This is a genomic window from Brevibacillus fortis (assembly GCF_046196545.1).
Lineage (GTDB): Bacteria > Bacillota > Bacilli > Brevibacillales > Brevibacillaceae > Brevibacillus > Brevibacillus fortis_A.
In genome coordinates this window covers 5642501-5660047 of the sequence record NZ_CP176370.1, presented here as the reverse complement: position 1 = coordinate 5660047, position 17547 = coordinate 5642501, and the positions used below count along the sequence as shown (strand labels likewise).

Sequence of the window (17547 nt, the reverse complement as noted above, 5' to 3'; positions counted from 1 at the left end):
TACATATGGAGGAGAGGTAGGCTTGTCCGCAGTAAGAGAACTTCACTCGCAACGACAGCCAGGATCGAGTCGTAGCTGCTGCTCCGAGTGGGGGAATAATCTATGTTTGGATTAGTCGGCAATTTTCACTAAAGTGAGGAAGCCGGTCACCGTCGTCGTTCCGTCTGCGAAGCTTTGCAAAAACTGGTCTGCGTTACCTCCCGTACGGAATATGTCTACGATGTCACCTGCTACGAATCGGGTGAAAGAGGTAACCATGCCGAATGCATTTCCATCCACTGCACTATCTGCACTGCTTGAAGTTCCAGCAGAACCCGTAATATTTGCTCCATTCCTCCTGATAATGAAAGACACTTCACTCTCCTGTGCAGCAGTAACACGATAGCTGAGGAGATAGATGCCGCTTGCAGGTATGGTGACTTGCCCGCCAGCCAGCAAAAAGCCAGGTGAATTGTCTGCATTCGAAACATTCAGCGGGACGATCGTATTTGGCGAAATATCGATAGCGGAGGATAGCCAGAAGTTACCGAAAACACTGGAAACAGTACCTGTCGCGCCTGTTACACCCGTGGCTCCTGGAGCTCCAGTAACGCCTGTAACACCAGTAACGCCTGTTGCCCCGGTGATACCAGTACTTCCAGTGCCTCCAGCTCCGGTCGCCCCCGTAGTCCCCGTAGCCCCGGTCACGCCGACTCCAGTAGCGCCCGTCGCCCCTGTTGTTCCTGTTCCCCCTCCACCTGCTCCAGTGGCTCCCGTTGGTCCTGTGAGACTAGGAATAAACGCTGCTGATAATACGGTATTCAGCTTGTTGTTCAGCAGAATTTCTTTCTTTGTTATCTCTCTGAGTGTATTTACTACACTAGAATTCACGTTCAACAAATCACTTATGGTTGCAGGGGGACCTGTTAATCCTGGGAGTGTGCCAAGAACATATTGAAGCTTCTCCGCCTCTGCGTTAATGATATGGCTTAGACCAAGTTCTTCCAACGCGATGGATGCGAGTAGCAAGTTTGCGACTTGGCTTTGTGTGATGGTAAGTAGCGGCGTAATGTTGGGGATGTTTGCTTGTGACAAATGAAACGTCCTCCTTTCTTTATGTATTTTCATCCTATTCCAATGCCATGCATAAGGAGATTGGTCGGTTTTATTGTTTTTATTCAGGCAAGGCTTCCAATACGGTGCCTTTGTTTCTTGCTCCTAATTCAATCTTCTTGTAATATTAGGAAATATTTGTGGTGTGACGGTCGCTCTAGTCAATGGAAATCCATTACGAAAAGAGGTAGATTGCTGCAAAAATCAATCAAACAAGAGAGGTTATGAAATGAATCTAGGAATCCAAGTAACGCAAAATCAACTGATGGAAGTACTGCTAAACGTTGCGGTAGCTCGTCCCGTATTTATTTGGGGCGCACCGGGAATCGGCAAGTCGTCTCTCGTCGAGGCGTTTGCCGAGCAGGTGGGCCTGCCTTGCGTATCGTTATTGGGTAGTCAGCTGGCACCTGAGGATATTATCGGTGTCCCGCAGATCGTAGACGGGAAAAGCAAATTTTGCCCACCTGCGCAAATTGCGCGAGAAGAACCGTACTGCTTGTTTCTTGACGAATTGAATGCATGCTCGCAAGAAGTGCAAAAGGCGTTTTACAGTCTGATTCATGAGCGGAGAATCGGGGATTACCATCTGCCAGAAGGGTCCATTGTGATTGGAGCAGGAAACCGTGCGCAGGATAGCGCGATTGTCAAACCGATGTCGTCTGCTCTGATCAACCGGATGTTCCATGTCCAATTGCTAGTCTCGTATGAACAATGGATGAATTGGGCGTACAGCAACGGCATCCATTCCTACGTGCTGCAATTTTTGGAGGTGCGCCCGGACTATTTGTGGTCGCAGCCACCGAAGAGCGAGGAACCGTTTTCTACTCCGCGTTCCTGGCACATGCTCTCTGATGCCCTGAACGAATTCGGTGAGAACTTGACGACAGAGATGGTGGGGGTACTGGCCTACGGATGCTTGACGCCCCAGCATGCTGCTCAATTTCGGGCTTTTCACAAGAACATTCAGGGCAAATACCAGCTCAACCGTATTTTGGAGGGAGAGGCTTCTTTCCCGACGGCTCCAGAGGATCGGGACGTCCTGTATTTTCTGGCCGATTCTTTCCGTTCGCAGATCAAAAAAGAACTGCCATCGGATAAAGCCTCCGTGGGTGAGCAGAATAAACGGTTTGCCCACCGAGCGAAAGCTCTCTTGAAGGAGCTCGCTTCCATCTCACTGGAGATGGCACAGATGGTAGTGGCGCGGCACGAGGATGGCGACGGATTGCCAGACTGGTTCGTCGTGGAGGTCATTCGTGATTTACCGCGATTGGCTATGGACAGGAAGGGCAAATAGCCAATGGCTAGAGGAGTTAAAAACGATCCGTCGACGCAAAACTACGAGCAGGCCGTACATTTTTTGAGTCACCACCCGATGTTTGGTCCACTGTCCTCGCGAGCGCACTTTATTCGTTCCGAGCGAAGTATTTGTCCGGATAACGGTTGGGTAGTCGTGACCCGGGAAGGCAGCTTGTACGCGCATCCAAAGCGCAGAGGGGATGTCGGGGAATGGATTTATGTTCTCGCACATGCGCTGCTGCATTTGGGCTTCGGACATTTTGTGGAAAAAGAGCAGCCGATTTTGTGGAATATCGCATGCGATTGTTATATTACGCGTTTTTTGAGAGACATGAAGCTGGGGAAGCCTCCTGCTGAAATGGCCTTTGAGCTGGATAAATCGGGAAAGAGCGAAGAAGAACTGTATGACTGGTTCGTGGAGCATGGGGTGCCAGAGCATTTGAAGCTGTTTGGAACGGGCGGGGAAAAACAGGCAGATATGCTTTTATCGGATAAATACGTCCGGTACACCTACAATCGCGATGTGAAGTGGGAACGGCTCTTGGGGATCGGGCTGGCGCAGGCGGTGCAAAGTGCTGTCAGCGTAGCGGGCGGCTATTCCGATGCTCTCGGGAATGAAGAGAACCAGCTATCTGAGGCACAAAAGGCCAAGCGCTGGTTCATCAATCATTATCCATTGCTGGCTTCCTTAGCGAGTCATTTCACGATTATCGAGGATTCACAGATCTGCCAACGGCTGCAAATCTCGGTGGCAGCCATCGATGTAACATCCAACGAAATCTTCATCAATCCTGCGGCGGGCTTGGATGAAGAGGAATGCAAATTCGTGATGGCACACGAGCTACTGCACGCAGGGCTTCGCCACCATGAGCGCTGCCAAGGACGCGACCCGTATTACTGGAATGTCAGCTGCGATTACGTGATTAATCAATGGCTGATGGAGCTTGGTGTCGGACGTTTTCCGCAAATTGGCGGACTGTACGACCCAGACTTGAAGGGGCTTTCGGCAGAGGCGATTTACGATCGAGTCGTGACGGACATGCGTACGTATCGCAAGCTATACACCTTACGAGGAATTGGCATGGGCGATATTCTGGATGGCGACGATCCGCGTTTTTGGGAAAAGGGTCCGGGAACGACGCTAGATGACTTTTATCGCAATGCGATGTCGCAAGGATTGATCTACCATCAGGAGAAAGGGAGAGGGCTTTTGCCAGCGGGGTTGGTAGAAGAGATTCGCGCCTTGGGGCAACCGCCTATTCCATGGGATGTTCAGCTTGCCCGTTGGTTTGACGAGCATTTTCCGCCGTTGGAAAAGAGTCGCACGTATGCAAGGGCAAGCCGCAGACAGTCCTCTACACCTGATATTGCCCGTCCTGCCTGGAGCTTTCGGGAAACGGATAAGCTGGCACGCACGTTTGGCGTCGTGATTGATACATCCGGCTCGATGGATACCAAGCTGCTCGGCAAAGCATTGGGGGCGATCGCGAGCTACAGTGAAGCACGAGATGTTCCGTATGCGCGCGTGATTTTTTGTGATGCGCAGGCGTATGATGCGGGCTACCTTTCTCCCGAGGATATTGCAGGTTGCGTCAAAGTAAAAGGACGCGGGGGAACGATCCTGCAGCCGGGCATTGACATGCTGGAGAAAGCAACTGATTTTCCAAAGGACGGACCGATTTTGATCATTACCGATGGGGAATGTGATCGGATCAAAGTAACGCGTAGTCATGCCATCATGCTGCCGAAGGGGAGTAATCTGCCGTTCGTGGCAAGAGGGCCGGTATTTCGAATGGAATAGCAGGGTTTAGGCTCCGTATCGATGCGGAGCCTTTTTCACGATCTTTTTACAATGAAAGGGTGAGAAAAGCGATAAAATAGCTTGTATGATGAAACGAAAAGCCGGGGAGGTGTACAGCTAAGTGAAGAATAATCTCCTAGAAGAAACCGGGCACCAAATAAGTAGATGGAAAGCTGTGCTTGAAGTTTTGCTCGTTTCAACGAAACTGGGCTTGACTTCATTCGGTGGTCCCATCGCGCATCTTGGTTATTTTCACAACGAATACATTCGACGTAGAAAATGGATGGATGAGCAAAGCTACGCGGACTTGGTTGCACTCTGTCAGTTTCTACCCGGTCCCGCAAGCAGTCAGGTAGGGATCGGAATCGGAATCATGCGAGCCGGATTGTGGGGAGGGGTTGCTGCATGGATCGGCTTCACTCTGCCTTCGGTATTGGCGCTCCTGCTATTTGCGTTCACTTTACAAGGAGTGGACAGTGGCAGTGCTTCTTGGATTCACGGTCTCAAATTAGTAGCTGTCGCGATTGTTGCTCATGCCGTATGGGGGATGGGACAAAAGCTTGCCCCGGATCGAACACGGGTGACGATCGCGATCAGCGCTGCTACCATCACGTTGTTGTGGCATTCTGCATGGAGTCAGGTCACAGTCATGATTCTAGCAGGAATAGCAGGATTGCTTTTCTTCCGGCAACAAAAAGTTTCGGATCTCCCTGAATTTCGTGTACCGATCAGTCGTGCACTAGCAATGGCGTGTTGGATCGTTTTCTTCGGACTTTTGCTTGTGCTGCCCATCCTCCGAGAGAGCACAGGCTTTTCCTTGCTAGCGTTGTTTGAGAGCTTTTACCGTGCGGGCTCACTTGTTTTTGGTGGGGGGCATGTTGTATTGCCTTTGCTTGCGAGGGAGGTGATCCCGACAGGCTGGGTAACCCAAGAAGCTTTTCTGACAGGCTACGGGTCTACACAAGCAGTACCGGGGCCGTTATTTACGTTTGCCGCTTATCTGGGAGCAATGATTGCAGGAGGAATCGGTGCAGCAGTAGCTACGATTGCGATATTTCTACCGGCCTTTTTGCTCGTCATCGGTGCATTGCCGTTTTGGAATACCTTGAGGAGAAATTCTAAAATCCAAGGAATGCTGGTAGGTGTGAATGCAGCAGTCGTCGGTATTTTACTCGCAGCCCTGTACGATCCGATTTGGACGAGTACGATTCTTGCTCCATTGGATTTTATCGTAGCGGCTATTTTGTTTATCATGCTGGAGCACTGGAAGCTGCCGCCATGGCTGGTTGTGGTTACGGGGGCTTTGTGCGGTCTGTTGCTGTCTTAGACTGACGTCAGCTTTTAGAGACGGCCAGTGAATCCCCCCTGCTGGCGTGTCAGAGTCCTAGAGACCTGTGCTTTTTCTTCTCCTCCACTATGTTGACTCAAACCAAAATGCTCTTCAGGTTTGCCAAGTATGTTTGTAACGCTTATAATACTGAATGAAAGTTCAGTATTGTTGGATGGAAGTTGGTGAAGGAGCATTGAATAAAAAGAAGCAGCAAACGGAACAGACAAAGAAGAAAATAGCAGATGCGGCCAGAATTTTATTTATGCAAAAAGGCTACAAGGCCACATCAATAGAAGATATCGTGAAAGCTACTGGATATAGCGGCGGTAACATTTATTATCATTTCAAGAGCAAGGAAGGGCTGTTTTTACATCTCATTGAAGTTTGGAACAGCGAATGGGAAGAGAAATGGCTGGCCAAGGAACAGCTCTACACGACCTCGATCGATAAATTGTATGGAATGGCTGAACATTTTGCGACCGATTTTATGAACCATCCGCTGACCAAGGCTGCTGATGAATTTTTCGACATGTCGGAGAAGCCTTCGGATGTGGAGGAGCGTATCAACGAAATGATCCAAGGGTACATTGACTTTAATCAGCAGTTGCTCCAGAAGGGGATCGACAACGGCGAATTTGAAATGACCAATGTAACCGGAGTCGCCATTATCCTGGACAGCCTGATGTTTGGTTTAAATCAACACTCGCGACGAATGGAACGTGAGGAAGCGCTGGCGACTTTTCGGTTAGCGATGGATGTGTTTTTGTTTGGTATTGTGAAACCGTCCCGCTAGCTTTTTTTACGCAATTATCTAGAATAGATATTCAGTGTTTTAGTGATGGATTGGAGGAATAGAAAATGGCTTTATTATTAAAAAATCAGGGAGCCCTATTGATTCTGATGTTCAATATTTTCCTTGTCTTTACGGGGATCGGGCTTGTTATACCGATTATGCCAAAATACATGGAGAGTTTGGGAATTACCGGGGGGACTATCGGCCTGTTAGTTGCAGCCTTTTCGCTGACACAGCTTCTTTTTTCCCCAATTGCTGGGCGATGGGCCGATTCATTCGGAAGAAAAAGGATCATTGTGATCGGCTTGGTCGTGTTTGCTATCTCAGAAGCGATGTTCGGTATAGCGAATTCCCCAGTCCTGCTGTTTGTTTCTAGGTTGTTAGGTGGCATCAGCGCGGCACTGATTATGCCGGCCGTAATGGCTTACTCAGCAGATATTACAACGAATGAAGAAAGAGCGGCCGGGATGGGATATATTACGGCAGCCATTACTACTGGTTTTATTATCGGTCCAGGCATTGGAGGATACATTGCTGAATTCGGTATTCGCGTACCCTTCTATTCGGCAGCAATTGCGGGAATAATTGCTGCATGCATCACATTCTTCATTCTTAAGGAATCCAAGCCTACGGAAGAATCATTATCTGACTCTCTTTCTAGTGAAAAACAACGAAGCAGTCTTCTTTCCCAGTTAATGTACTCCTATCGAGAGCCTTATTTTTTCAGTTTGATCATTGTGTTTGTCATGTCTTTCGGACTGGCTAATTTTGAAACTGTCTTTTCATTGTTTGTCGACCATAAGTTTGGATTTGAGCCGAAAGATATCGCCTTTATCATTACATTCGGGTCAATAGCAGGCGCAGTGGTCCAGCTTACTGCCTTCAGCTGGATTATGAATCGCTTTGGCGAGAAAAGGGTCATTTCAGTCTGTCTGCTCTTTGCTGGTTTGTTTATTGTCCTGACGCTTTTTGTTCACGGATTTTGGATGATTTTTGCCGTTACCTTTATCGTATTTCTGGCGATAGATATTTTGCGACCGGCCATCAGTACCCAAATGTCGATGCTTGCAAAGGATCAACAGGGTTATGTTGCTGGCCTTAACTCAGCCTTTACCAGTCTTGGCAATATTGCAGGTCCTATCGTAGCTGGATTTTTATTCGATGTGGATATCAACTATCCGTATGCGCTAGCGTGTATGATTTTGCTTATCTGTTTCGTCTTATCGCTAGGGGTTAAAAATCGCAACCTGAAGGATGCCAATGCGGCTTCCAGTCAAGCGTCCATTCATGGATGATGAAGTGAACGGGATACGACAGCTGAATAAAACAGCGGCGAGTCTAAGACTTTATGTTTAGGTCTTGGTTCGCCGCTGTTCCATTATTCGGGTACATAAATCTTTCATGATTACTTAATAGAGATAGAAATAGAAATTAACATCCTTCATTTATAGTGAAACCAGTAAGCCATACTTTAAGGAGTGAAGCAAATGATGAGAAACAAAGTAATGATAGCAACTGCTGCCCTTATGGTGTGTGTAGCACCAATTGCTACTGCCGCTGGCAATCCGCACTGGTCAAAAACTTCTCCGAAAGAGTTCGATCTTCAAGCTCACCGTGGCGGCCTCGGACTCACAGTAGAATCCACATTGGCATCGTTCTCCCACGCCCTTGAATTAGGAGTAAGCACACTCGAGCTCGACGTGCAAATCACGGAGGACAAGCAGGCAGTGATTACGCATGACCGCAAGATTTCGGGTGCCAAGTGCCGGGACACAGGCCCACTTTTTGCTGGCGATCCTGAGTACCCGTATGTTGGCAAGTACATAAAGGACCTGACTCTCGACCAAGTACGCACGCTGGACTGTGGCACACAGACATTGCCGCAATACCCAGGGCAGCGTCCAAGCCCAGGTGCCGGGATGCCGCTATTGAGCGACGTATTTAATCTCGTCAAGGACTACAAGGCCAATCATGTGTGGATGAATATCGAGACGAAGGTAGAGGCGGGAGCGCCGGAACAAACCGCCCCGCGTGAAGATTTCGTGCAGATCGTCGCTCGCGAAGTACGCGATGCCGGGATGCTTGATCGGGTATCGATCCAGAGTTTTGACTGGGGGGCGCTCATGCGGATGAGAGAGGTCGAGCCGCGCTTGCCAATCGTGGCACTGACGAACGGCGATCAATTCCTGCAACCAGGTAGGCCAGGAGCTTCACCGTGGTTGGGCGGAATCGATATTGACGACTTTGGAGGAGACCTCGTGGCGGCGGCACACTCGTTCGGTGCAGACGCGATCTCCCCCGTGCATGGCTCTCCACAAAACGGCAAAGTCACCGACGAGAATTATGTGCCCTATGTCACGAAGAAAATGGTAGAGGACGCGCACAAGGTCGGGATGAAGGTGATTCCGTGGACGGTCAATGACGCACCTACGATGAACAAGCTGATCGACGATGGCGTAGACGGGATCATTACGGATTACCCGGACCGTCTGCGTGAGGTCATGGAGCAGCGTGGTCTGAAGCAACCGAAGAGCTACAAGACTCCCAAAAAAGAGAAGTAAAAAGAAGACCAGTCCATTCGGGCTGGTCTTTTCTTGCATTCACGGGACATAACCATATCCAGGATATTTGACAACGGGCCATTTATCCTTGCGCAAAGCATCTAGCAATTCAGGACCTACACACAGATTGGAAGCGACGAGCTCATGCGGGGTGAGCGCCATCCATTGATTCAGTGACACATCGACAAAGCGGTCGCTCTTGAACATTTCCAAAAACCATACCGTTTCCGTTCCTGTATTTTGGATATAATGCCCTGTCGCAAAAGGAACGTAACCGACATCACCCGCTTGGTAGTCAAACGTTCGGGCGTTTCCGTTTCCGGTAAAAACGGTCATCCGCGCTTGGCCTGAAATGTAATATTGCCACTCGTCGTTATTGGGATGCCAATGCAGCTCTCTCATGGCCCCGGGTCGTAGCTCTACGAGTGCTGCCGCGATTGTTTTGGAGATCGGAAAGTTGCGGGAATCGACGATGCGCACACTGCCTCCAGGTGTAATGAGGGGGCGTTGGGCGAGTAAACGATGGGAAAAAGGGAGGGGGACGGTTCCGTACGGAGATTCCACTTCATCTGCTTCGATAGAACCCGGAACCTCACTCTGATAAATGTACACTTGCTTGTCGGGAATGTCGGCAAAGGCTGATTCTGGTACACCGAAATTTGCGGAAAGCACATCTGTTGGCGTATGAGCAAACCAATCGGAGATCGATAGCGTATTCAGATCGGAAAAATGCCCATCGTCGAAAACGAGCAAAAACTCGCAGCCTTCCTCAAGTCCTTGTATCGAGTGGGGGATGCCGGGAGGGAAATACCATAGATCGCCTTTGCCGATATCTGCGATAAAATTCCGTCCACGTTGGTCAACGGACGTAATTCGTGCACGACCGAGCAGCATGTAAGCCCATTCCGCCTGCTGATGCCAGTGCAGCTCGCGAACTCCGCCTGGGGTCAGGCTCATGTTTACACCCGCAAGTGTAGTGGCGATTGGCAGCTCGCGTATGGTGACTTCCCGGGACCAACCTCCATGATTTAACGTCATGAAGGCATCGGAGAAGGAAAATTTCAGATTGGGCAGCAAGCCCGCATCTGTGACGGGAGGAACTAGCATATTCGGATTTTGCCGATCACGCATGACGTTCCGTGGGCCGAGATCGACCCATCCGGTCCCGTCACTTCTCATCGGCTGCGGAATTTGATTCCCTTTGTCTGACGGATTCATTCGGGGCAACCTCCTTCATCCTTGGACAGGCATAGGTTTTGTCGTACTTCATCCACTAACCATGCCTATGCATCGGCTTGCCCGTTATGCAAACATTCAAGCCGTGCTACCGTTTCTATGGGTGATTTTGTATAATTTTAGGAGTGATTGACAAATTGACAATAGTAGGATGGGTATAAAGATGAATAAGATTCCAAATGATCAATGGTTAGCACGATATGAACAAAAAAAACAGATGTTAGAGCCTCTTGTTGATTTACACACCTATTTCACATCAAAGGAGATCAGTGGGAAGCCAATCAACTTGCTTTCTTTGGGGGAAATCACGATTCCCACTGGAGACATCATCGTTCGTGATCCGCTTGTGTATTTAGAGAGAAATAGTGCCCCGTATTTTCGAAAAGTCCCTACAGGAACCTTCCCATTAACCGTTTGTGTGGTAACCGTTGAAGAAGACCATTACAGGTATGCAGCTGCTAAGGTGGAGTTCACAGATAAAACTCCCCAAAAATTTACGGAAGCCCTCATTGGAGACGAGGATTTCGAAAATCTTGGGGAAGGCGAATATTTTGGATTTAATGTGGATGCAGGCTTGGCTACTGTGGTAGATGTCAAAACGAGAGATGCTTATCTGGATTTTTATGATAGCTGGAAAAAAGAGAATCCAGACGGCAATATTTATGACGATTATTTCGCTGGTGCTTTTGCACAAAGTTACAAGGACAATCCAAAATACCAAAGAAGCGCTGGAGATTATATAAACTGGACGATACCAGGCACCGATTTATCCGTTCCGATGATTCAGACGGGATTTGGAGACGGAGCCTATCCTGTCTATTTTGGGTTGGATGAAAACGATCAAATATGCCAGCTGGTGATTCAATTTATTTATATCGAACTTGCATTTGGTGAGGATGACAGCGAAGACGAAAGCTATGCATAAATAAAAGGAGCCCATGAGTGATTCTTGTAATAGGAATCACTCATGGGCAAATCACCAATCATTTCTGGAAGCAGTGTCTCGATTATCTTTCTTTGGAAAGAGAAAATAGCTGGCTGTAATCAACAGATCAATCCCCAGAACAACGGTCCATAGCCGGAGAATATGCCATAAAGAAGCAGTTCTTTCCGCATCATCGATAAAGTAGATGGTCCCCGCTAAGAGAGCCGCCCCAATTACATAGGAGAAGAGATGTCTAAACCAGCTTTTGGCGTAATGCTTGGCGTACTCCATGCCGTATAACTTGGGCTTCGCCGTACCTTGCTTAGTGACGTATTGCTGAAACTTATCATCCGCCCATTGAATCATGCTTTTCCCAAACGCAAGCGATACCCCGATATAAACAGCAGCCAGCGCATGAGGAATCGTAGCGGTAGCTCCACGATACAAATCCACGCTCGTGACGACGAGCAAAACCACATCAACAACAGGTGTCAGGGCGAGAAGAAAAAGCCCGGCCTTTTTTTGTTTGAGCACGTACCTTGTGAAAAGGCCAAGTACAATGACCACCCAAAATGCAATTTCGCATGCGACAATCATCCATGCAACAAAATTCACTAGTATAGGTCCCCTTTTAGGAAGTTTCTTCTCCTGCATGAGAAGTTTTTATAATACATTTGTGCTAACAAAAAGAATTTTATCATCGAATTTAAAATAATACAATCGTATTATTAAAGTTGCTTGTCCTTTGCAAATCTTGTTAAAATACAACTATGCCAAAAATAATTGATCATGAGAAAAGAAGAGAACAAATAGCAGAAGCAACATGGCGTGTCATTGTCGAGCAAGGAATGGAGGGAGCGACGGTAAGGGGCATCGCAAAAGAAGCGGGACTTTCATTAGGTGCTCTGCGACATTACTTCGCAACACAGGATGAATTGCTGATGTATGCCATGCAGCTCGTAAAAGAGAGGGCGACTGCTCGAATTGCTGAAATCTCCGCCAATGAAAAATGGCCGCCAAAAGAGAGAATCACCAAAATCTTTCTGGAGCTTCTCCCTACGAATCAAGAAAAGATGGTCGAAATGGAAGTGTGGTTTGCTTTTACCGTGTACTTCCGACACAAGAAAGAAGGCTTTGATGCACAGCACGACGGGATCTATGCCGGTGTCCGCAAGCTGTTGGATTCTGCCGATCAACTGAATTTATTACGCAAAGAGCTGGACAAAGACCTGGAAGCAGAAAAGCTCTATGCCGTCATCGATGGTCTGGCGCTGCATGCCTATCTCGAACCGCAGCGTGTCGATGGGGAATGGATTACGAAAGTGTTGGAGCATCATCTTGCATCCTTGTTTCAATAATGGTCTTTACACTTCTTTTAAGAAACACATACAAATACTCTTATAAAGAAAAGCAATCGGATTAAGGAAAGGTTGATCTGATTGCTTTTTTTCGTGTGTGCGCTGGTTTACAAAGAACACAATGGGCTTTGATACACAGTTAATCGAAGTACTGAACATTGGCGGAGCTTGCCTCGATGTATTCACAGTAGAGCCTCTCAACGTCGACAGTGAACTGCGCGCCTTGCAAAATGTAGTTTTGACGCCGCATAATCATTTAAATTAGCTTTCCTAAACAAAAAAAAGCCGGGATAAGTCATCATAGACTGGTTCCGGTTCGTTTTAATGCTCTCGAATCTTTGACAGATTTCCCCCATTACCTCCAGCTTTACTTCCGCGCGTGAAATCGTATCCGGACGTAAGGGGAGCTCAGCATTTTTTGTTCACTTTGCCATGCCTTGGGACTTTGTCGATAAAGTTGGTGCAATACATAGCGATTTTAGAAATAGCTTTTAACGCTTTTTCAATTCTTCTAGGAGTTTAATTATTTTATCATTTTGCACTGTAATTCTTTTTACACTGAATGCGATGGGTAATAGCAAAGCAAATATCAAAGGGAGAATTACTAATTCTAACATCAAGGGTAATCACCTCCAATTAATATTATAGATATTAAAAAGCTAATCTGCCTTAAAAGAAAGGATTATCCCTCGACTTTAGCTCGTCCACAACATGAGTTCAAAGTGTGGATCATTATTCATGTTTACATGCCGAACGTCCATTCGTAAAATGGTAACAAGAAGGTGACGAAAATGAATGTGAAAAAAGATATCGCAGCCATATTGGATCACATAAAAACAGACGAACGATTTCGCGATAACATTGCGCATTGGAGGGTCATTCCTGCTCGTGAAGCAAAGTCTGTTCCATTTCCAGATGAACTGGACGGACGAATTCGAGATGCCCTGAAGAATAGAGGCATTCCCTCCTTATACACGCATCAAGAAACGTCTTTTCGCCATGTTCGCGAAGGTAAACACATCGTAGCGGTTACGCCCACGGCTTCTGGAAAAAGCATGTGCTATCATTTGCCGATCCTCCAGACGCTATCGGAAGACACACAGGCTCGGGCTCTTTACTTGTTCCCAACCAAGGCTTTGGCACAGGATCAAAAGTCGGAGCTGCACGAGCTAATTACGGAAATGGGCCTTTCAATCAAATCCGAAACATATGATGGTGATACACCTGCAAATATCCGGCAGATGGTACGGAAGGCAGGAAATATCGTCATCACCAACCCAGACATGCTGCACTCCGCCATTTTGCCCCATCACACCAAGTGGGTGTCCTTTTTCGAACATCTCAAATATATCGTGATTGACGAGCTGCATACATATCGCGGTGTTTTTGGCAGTCATGTCGTCAATGTTATTCGGCGGTTGAAGCGCATTTGTGCCTTTTATGGGAGCCACCCGCAATTTATTTGTACATCGGCTACTATCGCCAACCCGAAGCAATTGGCAGAAGCTTTGACAGAAGAAGAGGTAGAGCTGGTCAACAACAATGGTGCTCCGTCTGGCATCAAGCATTTCCTTTTCTACAACCCGCCTGTGGTCAATAAGCAGCTCAATATTAGACGCAGTGCCACATTGGAGGCGCGAGACATTACCGAGCAATTTTTGATCAATGGCATACAGACGATTTTGTTTGCAAGAAGCCGTGTACGTGTAGAGATTTTGCTGACGTATTTGCAGGAGTTGATTCGCCGCAAGCTCGGGCCAAAAACGATCCAAGGGTATCGCGGCGGCTATTTGCCGAGCCAGCGCAGAGAGATCGAACGCGGCTTGCGCAATGGAGACATTATGGGCGTGGTCAGCACCAATGCGCTGGAGCTTGGGGTAGATATCGGGCAGCTTCAGGCATGTGTCATTACTGGCTATCCGGGCTCGGTCGCAAGCACATGGCAGCAGGCAGGACGGGCAGGAAGACGGCAGGGGGAATCCGTAGTCGTTATGGTCGGCAGCTCCACGCCGTTGGATCAGTATGTAATCGCCAATCCAGAGTACTTTTTCGACCGCAGTCCTGAGACAGCACGGATCAATCCCGATAACCTGATCATTTTGGTGGATCATCTCAAATGTGCGGCCTACGAGCTGCCGTTTCGTGAGGGTGATACCTTCGGACGCGCGGAAATCGTGGAAATTCTGGAGTTCTTGACCGAGGAGCAGGTCTTGCATTACTCGCGGGGCAAGTGGTTCTGGATGAACGATTCATTCCCGGCCCACAACATCAGTCTGCGGTCAGCCTCGCAGGAAAATGTCGTGATCATCGACATCAGTGAACGGGGAAATGAGCGTGTCATCGGGGAAATGGACCGTTTCAGCTCCATGACGCTCTTGCATGACGAGGCCATCTATCTGCATCAAGGGACGCAATTTCAGGTGGAAAAGCTGGACTATGAGGAAAAGAAGGCGTACGTCCGGGAAGTGCAGGTCGATTATTACACAGATGCAAACTTGGCCGTCTCGCTGAAGGTATTGGAGCAGGATCAGTCCCGTCTCCATGCGCAGAGCACGTTGGTTTATGGAGAAGTAGCTGTAAATGCGATGGCGACGATCTTTAAGAAAATCAAGTTCGAAACGCATGAAAACATCGGCTCGGGACCGATTCATTTGCCGGAAGAGGAACTGCATACAAATGCAGCGTGGATCGGCTTTTCCGAAGCGCTGCTCGGCGAGATCGGGACAGAGGATGTAGAACGCGGCTTGGTTGGTTTGGCGCATGTGTTGCAGCACGTAGCTCCGCTGTTTGTCATGTGCGACCCGATGGACCTGCACGTGATACCGCAACGAAAGGCCGTTCATTCGCAGCAGCCGACGATTTTTCTGTACGATCGTTATCCGGGAGGCATCGGCTTGAGCGAGCAGGTGTATAAGGAAATGGAGACGATTTTGACCCAGGCAGAGCGGATGATTGTCTCTTGCCCGTGTGAGTCAGGCTGTCCATCTTGTGTGGGAGCGACAGATGACGGCAGCAAGGGGCTAGCCATGACCTTGCTGCGAATCGCTCAAGGGGGAAGCACTTATGTCTCTTAAATCCAAGTTGCAACGGATGAAGGGACATCTCTCGCTGGAAACGGACAAAGCGGTAGCGCCAGCAGTCGAAACAGTCGAATCGGAAACACTCATTCTCCAGAAAGAGAAGGGGGAAGAGCCGAGGGCGGTTGTACCCGCAGATAGCAACGCCGAGCTACAGATACCTTTTGCCGACAAGTGGAAGGAAATGCAGGCATCGCCCTACATCTGGGATGACGAGTACGTCATGATTCGCGAGGTTCGCTATCCGATCGATCAAGAGCATGGCGCTTACGCCTTTTCCGAGCTGCATGAGGCGATCCGTATGTGGGAGGCGGCTGGTCGAGAGCATCCGCTGTCCGCTGCGGGCAGGAAGCCAGAAGACTTGCTGTTTTTTGATACGGAGACGACAGGGCTGTCAGGCGGGGCAGGCAATGCGATTTTTCTTTTGGGGTACAGTCGTTTCGAGGGGGAGCACGTCGTGGTGCGCCAGCATTTTCTCCCGGGCCCGCATGCAGAGGTGACCTTGTACCAATCGTTTTTAGAGCAAGCACAGAAGTCCTCGCATCTGGTGACCTTTAACGGAAAGTCCTTTGACTGGCCGCAGGTGCGAACGAGGCATACACTGGTGCGCGATCAAGTGCCTGCTTTGCCTACCTTTGGTCATTTTGACCTTTTGCACGGGGCGAGGAGACTGTGGAAGGCGGAGCTGGAATCGTGCCGATTGGGTATCATCGAGCAGGAAAAGCTGGATGTTTTTCGCGAGGATGATTTGCCCGGCTATTTGGCACCGGTGCGGTATTTCGACTTTTTGCATGCCCAAGACCCTGATGTCATCGAAGGCGTGCTGCGACATAATGAGACGGACGTCCTGTCTCTGATCACGATGTACATTCACATGACGCGGCTATTGGTAGGGCAAGGGAGTGTAACGGCATCTCTCGAAGAAAGCTACGAAATTGCCAGATGGTACGACGTGCTTGGGGATCAGGAAGCGGCTATGTCAGGCTATCGTCTCGTCGCAGACAGTGAGCATGCGTGGAGTAACCGGGCCAAGCTCGCCATTGGTCATTTGTACAAAAAGCAAAAGGATTGGCACCAAGCCCTAACCGTTTGGGAGTCGTGCATTCAGTCCACCGGGTATGTCCCGGAAGAGGTGTATATTGAGGCTGCCAAACTGTACGAGCACCAGTTGAAGGATTGGGAAAAGGCTTTGCACTATACGAAGCAAGCGTATGAGCAGTGGAAGAAGCGCGGGAGTCTGTTGCGAAACAGGTCTAAGGCAGATGCAGAGGCATATCACAAGCGAATCGATCGGTTGGAAGGGAAGCTTCGGGGAAATGAAGCGGAAGAAGAGAGCCTGTTGTCCGGATTTTTGGATTGGGCGGATGAGTAAGAGTAATGGGGACCGTAGTCTGAAGACGTAACCATCTGAAGGGGATTGGGATGAGGCACATTGTCTTGTTTCTGATGGTGTTTCTACTTCTTGGCGGTTGCTCTGCGAATGATGATTGGGTGCATACGTTTACGGGGGAGAGCGATAATGGATCGTGGTCATGGAGATCAGGCCGATTGAGAGTGAACACACAACAGTTGCCTACCCATTTTATTTGACAAAGAAAATGGAGAATCAAGTAACGAAGCTGTATGCCGAAGCCGATTTAGTCAACGGGAGTAGGGCTAGCAACCTCAATCAAATTGATCTGGAAAAGATCAACCAAAAGCAGCAGCTACTGCTTTTTCAGAAGTACCCGAACCTCCTCTCACCCGATTTTCCTGGAAAAGATACACCGAAAGAACAACTCGAATATTACTTCTCAGATTTGAAAATGAATATAAAATGGACAGATGATCGGGGAGAGCATCACGAACAAATCATGCTGAAACTGCAAACTGCTCCTTGACGTAACAAGGGAGGATGGAATGATTTTTAAAGATCTACAACATGCTTGGAACCCAAGTCCAGAAGAAATAAAAACATGGGCATACAGTAATGAAAAGATCCCAGAGCAAGATTGGGAGCTTGCTGTAAACGGATTTGAAAACATACCGATGATTTGTACGTTTATTGACGATGTAAAATGCAAGCACACTTCTTTTTT

Annotated in this window: 16 protein-coding genes (1 of these 16 running past the window's edge); 13 read left to right on the top strand and 3 right to left on the bottom strand. The window is 48.5% G+C overall.

Translation table 11 applies throughout. The features are described 5' to 3' along the window. Positions 1-111: 111 nt before the first annotated feature. A complete protein-coding gene (locus ACKKE8_RS27510) occupies positions 112-1074 on the bottom strand; it encodes a hypothetical protein (protein ID WP_409175804.1) in 963 nt (320 codons plus the stop codon). Positions 1075-1321: 247 nt separating this feature from the next. On the opposite strand from ACKKE8_RS27510, the gene ACKKE8_RS27505 reads away from it, so the two are divergent. The 6 genes from ACKKE8_RS27505 (at position 1322) to ACKKE8_RS27480 (ending at position 8873) form a co-directional block, all read left to right on the top strand. Continuing rightward, a complete protein-coding gene (locus ACKKE8_RS27505) occupies positions 1322-2386 on the top strand; it encodes an AAA family ATPase (protein ID WP_409175803.1) in 1065 nt (354 codons plus the stop codon). 3 nt (positions 2387-2389) lie between these two features. After that, complete coding sequence (locus ACKKE8_RS27500) at positions 2390-4189, top strand: DUF2201 family putative metallopeptidase (RefSeq protein ID WP_409175802.1); 1800 nt, start codon at positions 2390-2392, stop codon at positions 4187-4189. 121 nt (positions 4190-4310) lie between these two features. Next, on the top strand, positions 4311-5516 hold the full coding sequence (locus tag ACKKE8_RS27495) for a chromate transporter (RefSeq protein ID WP_409175801.1): 1206 nt from the start codon (positions 4311-4313) through the stop codon (positions 5514-5516). A gap of 196 nt (positions 5517-5712) precedes the next feature. Continuing rightward, positions 5713-6312 carry a TetR/AcrR family transcriptional regulator gene (locus ACKKE8_RS27490; RefSeq protein WP_409175800.1) on the top strand — a complete coding sequence of 200 codons (600 nt, stop codon included), beginning with the start codon at positions 5713-5715 and terminating at the stop codon, positions 6310-6312. Positions 6313-6377: 65 nt separating this feature from the next. Next, complete coding sequence (locus ACKKE8_RS27485; RefSeq protein WP_409175799.1) at positions 6378-7607, top strand: MFS transporter; 1230 nt, start codon at positions 6378-6380, stop codon at positions 7605-7607. 192 nt (positions 7608-7799) lie between these two features. Further along, entirely contained in the window at positions 7800-8873 is a 1074-nt protein-coding gene (locus ACKKE8_RS27480; protein WP_409175798.1) for a glycerophosphodiester phosphodiesterase, read from the top strand. Between the two features lie 39 nt (positions 8874-8912). Here ACKKE8_RS27480 and ACKKE8_RS27475 read toward each other — a convergent pair whose 3' ends face one another. Next, positions 8913-10091 (bottom strand): oxalate decarboxylase family bicupin, encoded by a 1179-nt coding sequence (locus tag ACKKE8_RS27475; protein ID WP_409175797.1) that lies wholly within the window; start codon positions 10089-10091, stop codon positions 8913-8915. 181 nt (positions 10092-10272) lie between these two features. On the opposite strand from ACKKE8_RS27475, the gene ACKKE8_RS27470 reads away from it, so the two are divergent. Further along, positions 10273-11034 (top strand): DUF4241 domain-containing protein, encoded by a 762-nt coding sequence (locus ACKKE8_RS27470; protein ID WP_409175796.1) that lies wholly within the window; start codon positions 10273-10275, stop codon positions 11032-11034. 51 nt (positions 11035-11085) lie between these two features. On the opposite strand, the gene ACKKE8_RS27465 is transcribed toward ACKKE8_RS27470, so the two are convergent. Then, a complete protein-coding gene (locus tag ACKKE8_RS27465) occupies positions 11086-11649 on the bottom strand; it encodes a hypothetical protein (protein WP_409175795.1) in 564 nt (187 codons plus the stop codon). A gap of 155 nt (positions 11650-11804) precedes the next feature. Between ACKKE8_RS27465 and ACKKE8_RS27460 the strand changes: the two genes are divergently transcribed. From ACKKE8_RS27460 to ACKKE8_RS27435, 6 genes are all read left to right on the top strand, one after another. Then, on the top strand, positions 11805-12392 hold the full coding sequence (locus tag ACKKE8_RS27460) for a TetR/AcrR family transcriptional regulator (protein ID WP_409175794.1): 588 nt from the start codon (positions 11805-11807) through the stop codon (positions 12390-12392). Between the two features lie 121 nt (positions 12393-12513). Beyond that, complete coding sequence (locus ACKKE8_RS27455; RefSeq protein WP_409175793.1) at positions 12514-12657, top strand: NAD(P)-dependent oxidoreductase; 144 nt, start codon at positions 12514-12516, stop codon at positions 12655-12657. Between the two features lie 526 nt (positions 12658-13183). Continuing rightward, positions 13184-15466, top strand: a complete 2283-nt coding sequence (locus tag ACKKE8_RS27450) for a DEAD/DEAH box helicase (RefSeq protein ID WP_409175792.1) — start codon at positions 13184-13186, stop codon at positions 15464-15466. Continuing rightward, a complete protein-coding gene (locus ACKKE8_RS27445; protein ID WP_409175791.1) occupies positions 15456-16841 on the top strand; it encodes a ribonuclease H-like domain-containing protein in 1386 nt (461 codons plus the stop codon). Before ACKKE8_RS27450 ends, ACKKE8_RS27445 begins: the two co-directional genes overlap by 11 nt. A 154-nt stretch (positions 16842-16995) precedes the next feature. Beyond that, the gene (locus ACKKE8_RS27440; RefSeq protein ID WP_409175790.1) at positions 16996-17349 is read left to right on the top strand and encodes a hypothetical protein; all 354 of its coding nucleotides are present in this window, start codon (positions 16996-16998) and stop codon (positions 17347-17349) included. A 19-nt stretch (positions 17350-17368) separates the two neighbouring features. After that, positions 17369-17547: the beginning of a hypothetical protein gene (locus ACKKE8_RS27435; RefSeq protein WP_409175789.1), read on the top strand. It continues 211 nt past the right edge of the window; 179 of the gene's 390 nt are visible here — the first part of the coding sequence; the start codon lies at positions 17369-17371; its stop codon lies beyond the right edge, outside the window.

Bases quoted from the DNA above. Each gene is read 5' to 3' on its own strand.
- ACKKE8_RS27505 (WP_409175803.1), top strand. From the start codon at position 1,322: ATGAATCTAGGAATCCAAGTAACGCAAAATCAACTGATGGAAGTACTG.
- ACKKE8_RS27500 (WP_409175802.1), top strand. From the start codon at position 2,390: ATGGCTAGAGGAGTTAAAAACGATCCGTCGACGCAAAACTACGAGCAG.
- ACKKE8_RS27485 (WP_409175799.1), top strand. From the start codon at position 6,378: ATGGCTTTATTATTAAAAAATCAGGGAGCCCTATTGATTCTGATGTTC.
- ACKKE8_RS27480 (WP_409175798.1), top strand. From the start codon at position 7,800: ATGATGAGAAACAAAGTAATGATAGCAACTGCTGCCCTTATGGTGTGT.
- ACKKE8_RS27475 (WP_409175797.1), bottom strand. From the start codon at position 10,091: ATGAATCCGTCAGACAAAGGGAATCAAATTCCGCAGCCGATGAGAAGT.
- ACKKE8_RS27470 (WP_409175796.1), top strand. From the start codon at position 10,273: ATGAATAAGATTCCAAATGATCAATGGTTAGCACGATATGAACAAAAA.
- ACKKE8_RS27460 (WP_409175794.1), top strand. From the start codon at position 11,805: ATGCCAAAAATAATTGATCATGAGAAAAGAAGAGAACAAATAGCAGAA.
- ACKKE8_RS27455 (WP_409175793.1), top strand. From the start codon at position 12,514: ATGGGCTTTGATACACAGTTAATCGAAGTACTGAACATTGGCGGAGCT.
- ACKKE8_RS27450 (WP_409175792.1), top strand. From the start codon at position 13,184: ATGAATGTGAAAAAAGATATCGCAGCCATATTGGATCACATAAAAACA.
- ACKKE8_RS27445 (WP_409175791.1), top strand. From the start codon at position 15,456: ATGTCTCTTAAATCCAAGTTGCAACGGATGAAGGGACATCTCTCGCTG.